Origin of the sequence: Micromonospora sp. ATA51, from assembly GCF_016802855.1 — a bacterium.
GTDB lineage: Bacteria > Actinomycetota > Actinomycetes > Mycobacteriales > Micromonosporaceae > Micromonospora > Micromonospora sicca.
In genome coordinates, this window is record NZ_JAEVHJ010000426.1 from 1 (window position 1) to 4,574 (window position 4,574).

Consider the following 4,574-nt stretch of genomic DNA (forward strand, 5'->3'; position numbering starts at 1 on the left):
CTCCCCCGGCCGGGGCGGCTCGGCGCCGGCCGGACCGGTCGCCAGGTCGTCCGCGTCGCCCCCACCGGTGTCCCGCCCGGCAGCCACCGGCCCCGCCTCGGGGAGGTGGTCGTCGTGCGGCTCGGTGAGGGGCATGTGGCAAGTCTCCCACCGCGAACGGGCCCAGCGCCCAGTGAGTGAGCCGATCTCTCATCCTAGTCCCGTCGTAACCGGTGGGACGGCTGGGACGGGAGTGTCGGACCCGGCCGCTAGCGTGCCGCGGGTGGCACGAGCAGAGTACGTCCAGGAGGCGCTGGCCGGCCTGGACCGGACGGCGGGCGCGGGGGTGGACCCGGCGCTGCCGTTGTACGCGACCACCTTCGTGGTGGTCGACCTGGAGACCACCGGGGGCGCGCCGGACGGCGGCGGGATCACCGAGATCGGCGCGGTGAAGGTGCGCGGCGGCGAGGAGCTGGGGGTGCTCGCCACCCTGGTCAACCCGGGGGTGCCGATCCCGCCGTTCATCACCGTGCTGACCGGGATCACCCAGGCCATGTTGGTCCCGGCGCCGCCGATCGAGCAGGTGCTGCCGAGCTTCCTGGAGTTCATCTCCGACGCGGTGCTGGTCGCCCACAACGCCCCCTACGACGTGGGGTTCCTCAAGGCGGCCTGCGCGAAGCACGGCTACCGCTGGCCCAACCCGCGGGTGCTGGACACCGCGGCGCTGGCCCGGCGGGTGCTCACCCGGGACGAGGTGCCCAACCGCAAGCTCGGCACCCTGGCCGCCTACTTCCGCACCGCCACCCAGCCGACCCACCGGGCGCTGGACGACGCCAAGGCCACCGTGGACGTGCTGCACGGGCTGATCGCCCGGCTGGGCGGCCACCGGGTGGACACCGTCGGCGACGCGATCGAGTTCGCCCGGGCGGTCACCCCGACCCAGCGCCGCAAGCGGCACCTGGCCGAGGGCCTGCCGAAGGTGCCCGGGGTCTACATCTTCCGGGCCGCCGACGACCGGCCGCTCTACGTCGGCACCTCCGGCGACATCGCCACCCGGGTGCGCAGCTACTTCACCGCCGGGGAGAAGCGGGCCCGGATCTCCGAGATGCTCGCCGCCGCCGAGCGGGTCGAGGCGGTCGAGTGCGCGCACTCGCTGGAGGCGGAGGTCCGCGAGCTGCGGCTGATCGCCGCGCACGCGCCGCCGTACAACCGGCGCTCCAAGTACCCGGAGCGGATGGTCTGGCTCAAGCTCACCGACGAGGCGTACCCCCGGTTGTCGGTGGTGCGGAACCTCGCCCCCACGGACACCGCGTACCTGGGCCCGTTCCGCTCCAAGCAGGCCGCCGAGCTGGCCGCCGCGGGCTTCCACGACGCCGTGCCGCTGCGCCAGTGCACGCACCGGCTGTCGCGGCGCACGACCATGCCGGCCTGCGCGCTGGCCGAGCTGGGACGCTGCCCGGCGCCCTGCGAGCACCGGATCACCCCCGAGGAGTACGACCACCGCGCCGCCGCGCCGTTCCGTACCGCGACCACCAGCGACCCCCAGGTCGTGGTCGACGCCCTGCTCGCCCGGATCGAAGTGCTCGCCCGCGACCAGCGCTACGAGGAGGCGGCGGTGGTGCGGTCCCGGCTGGCGGCGGTGCTGCGCGCCACGGTCCGGATGCAACGTCTGGTCGGGCTAACCGGGATCGCCGAGCTGGCCGCGGCCCGGCGTGCCGCGCGCGGCGGCTGGGAGCTGGCGCTGGTCCGGCACGGCCGGCTGGCCGGCGCCGGGTTGTCCCCGCCGGGTGTCCACCCGCGACCGACCCTGGAGGCGATCCGGGCGACCGCCGAGACGGTGCTGCCCGGGTACGGCCCGGTCCCGCGGGCCTCCGCCGAGGAGACCGAACGCATCCTGTCCTGGTTGGAGCGAGCGGAGACCCGGCTGGTGGAGATCTCCTCCGGCTGGGCCTCGCCGGTCACCGGCGCGGGCCGTTTCCGGGACCTGCTGGCCAAGGCGGAGAACGGCGGGTCCCACCAACTCTCGACCGAACGCTCATGACCAAGTGACCGATCGGACTACGTCGACTCCCTTAGGCTGTTGGAGAAGTGCAGTCCTGCCCGTTTCGCGGGCCTGCTCCCGGTCGCCGGTGACGGTGACCGTGGGGCCGGGGTGAGGAGGTGTCCCAGGTGGACGTCGACGCCGGACACGGCGCCGCCCTGGGCGGCGCCCTTCCGACCCAGCCCGGGGAGCTGCCGCTCACCCGCCGGCTGCGCTCCCTGCTCACCTGGCCCACCAGCGACGCCGACCCGGTCAACGCGCTGGTCCGCGCCCATCGGAGCATCCACGCGAGCGCCGACTCCTCCGTGCTGCGCCGCGCCTACACGATCGCGGAGAACATGCACCGCGGCCAGTTCCGCAAGAGCGGCGAACCGTACATCACCCATCCCCTCGCGGTCGCCCAGATCTGCGCCGACCTCGGGATGGACACCATCACCCTGGTCGCCGCGCTGCTGCACGACACCGTGGAGGACACCCGCTACACCCTCCAGGCCCTCGCCGAGGACTTCGGCCGGGAGGTGGCCCACCTGGTCGACGGGGTGACCAAGTTCGACAAGGCGTTCTACGGCAAGGCCGCCGAGGCGGAGACCGTCCGCAAGATGATCATCGCGGCCGGCAAGGACGTCCGCGTGCTGATCATCAAGCTGGCCGACCGGCTGCACAACATGCGCACGCTGGGCGTCCGGTCGGCCGCCTCCCGGGAGCGCATCGCCCGCAAGACCCAGGAGGTGCTGATCCCGCTCTGCGACCGGCTGGGCATCCAGACCCTCAAACGCGAGCTGGACGACGTGGTGCTGCTGCACCTGGAGCCCGACGAGCACGCCCGGATCGCCCGGCACGTGCACGACCGGCCGGCGGGCTGGGACGCGTACCTCGAGGACGTGGTGGCGAAGACCCGGGTGGCGCTGCGCCGCAGCCGGGTCGACGCCGAGGTCGCCCCCCGCCCCCGGCACCTCTATTCGATCTGGAAGGACACCGTGGCCGGCGGCCACGGCGCCCCCTTCGACCTGCCCCGCATCTCGATCGTGGTGGCCGGCCCGGCCACCGACTGCTACGCGGCGCTCGGTGCGGTGCACGGGCTGTGGCGGCCGGTGCCCGGCCGCTTCAAGGACTTCATCGCCTCGCCGAAGAACAACCTCTACCGGTCGCTGCACACCAGCGTCCGCGGCCCGCAGGACCGCACGGTCGAGGTGCTGATCCGGACCGAGGAGATGCACCGCGCCGCCGAGTACGGCGTCGCCGCCCACTACCGCTTCCCCCGCACCACCAGCCGGGCGGCCGACCGGGCCGACGAACTGGCCTGGCTGCGCCGGGTGCTGGACTGGGAGCAGGAGGCGGTCGACCCCGCGCAGTTCCTCGAGTCGCTGCGCTGCGACCTGGCCGAGGCGCAGATCCAGGTGGTGGCCGACGGCCGGCAGGTGGTCCTCCCCGCCGGCGCGACGCCGGTGGACCTGGCGTATGAGCTGAGCACCGAGCGGGGCGACCACTGCCTGGCGGCGCGCGTCAACGGCCGGCTGGCGCCGCTCTCCTCCGAGCTGGCGGAGGGCGACGTGGTGGAGATCTTCACCGAGTCCGACGCGGAGAGCGGCTTCGAGGCCGACGCCGCGCCCCGGGGGCCGCGCCGGGAGTGGCTCGGCTTCGTGAAGTCGCCGCAGGCCCAGATGCAGATCAACCGCTGGTTCGCCGAGCACACCGAGCCGGGCATCTCGATAGCCGACAAGGTACGCCTCGGCCGCGCCACCATCGGCCTGGCCCTGCGCACACACAACCGGGGACTGGCCAGCGACCTGCCGCTGCTGCGGCTGTCCGAGGAACTGGGCTACCCCGACCTGGAGACCCTGCTGGTGGCGGTCTTCGACCGGGCGGTCGAACCGGACGCGGTGGTCCGGCAACTCATCGACCTGGTCGACCACCGGCAGTAGCCGAACGCCCCTCGCGCGGCCGGTCCGGGCGGCCACTAGCCTGAACGCATGATCCCCCGCGCGCGTGCCACCGGACGGGCCCTCGGCTACCAGGTCTTCTACCGGCTCCCCGTCCCGCTGCGCCGCCGGCTGGTCCGGCTCGCCGTGCCGAAGTACATCGTCGGGGCGGTCACCCTGGTCCGGGACGCCGACGCGGAGGGGCCGGGCCGGCTGTTGCTGCTGCGCCAGCCGCCCGGTCACAGCTGGACGCTCCCGGCGGGGCTGCTGCAACGCGGCGAGGCGCCGGTGGTCGGCGCGGCCCGGGAACTGTTCGAGGAGTCCGGCATCCGGGTCACCCCCGACCGGCTCCGCCCGGCCGTGCCGAACGCCGTGGTGCACGCCAAGGGCTGGGTGGACGTGGTCTTCGAGGTGGAGGTCCCGGCGTCGACCGCCGAGCTGGTGGTGGACGGCGCCGAGGTCTTCGAGGCGGCCTGGCACCCGCTGGACGACCTGCCCCGGCTGAGCCGGGCCACCGCCAACCTGCTCGGCTACTACGGCATCGGGCCGCGGGCGGGCAGGTCCCGCCCGCCGTCCCGCCGGGGGCGTGACCGGCGCCGGACCGGGCGGCCCGGGCGGGTCGGGTCCCGGGTGGC

The 4,574-nt window shown here is 74.3% G+C and carries 2 protein-coding genes and 1 pseudogene; all 3 read left to right on the top strand.

From position 1 onward, the window contains the following. Nucleotides 1-262 precede the first annotated feature (262 nt). Complete coding sequence (locus JNW87_RS35030; protein WP_109805357.1) at nucleotides 263-2,020, top strand: DEDD exonuclease domain-containing protein; 1,758 nt, start codon at nucleotides 263-265, stop codon at nucleotides 2,018-2,020. Between the two features lie 128 nt (nucleotides 2,021-2,148). Continuing rightward, nucleotides 2,149-3,942 carry a bifunctional (p)ppGpp synthetase/guanosine-3',5'-bis(diphosphate) 3'-pyrophosphohydrolase gene (locus tag JNW87_RS35035; protein ID WP_109805358.1) on the top strand — a complete coding sequence of 598 codons (1,794 nt, stop codon included), beginning with the start codon at nucleotides 2,149-2,151 and terminating at the stop codon, nucleotides 3,940-3,942. Nucleotides 3,943-3,990: 48 nt separating this feature from the next. Further along, nucleotides 3,991-4,509: pseudogene (locus JNW87_RS35040) on the top strand (NUDIX hydrolase); the annotation flags it as partial. Nucleotides 4,510-4,574 lie beyond the last annotated feature (65 nt).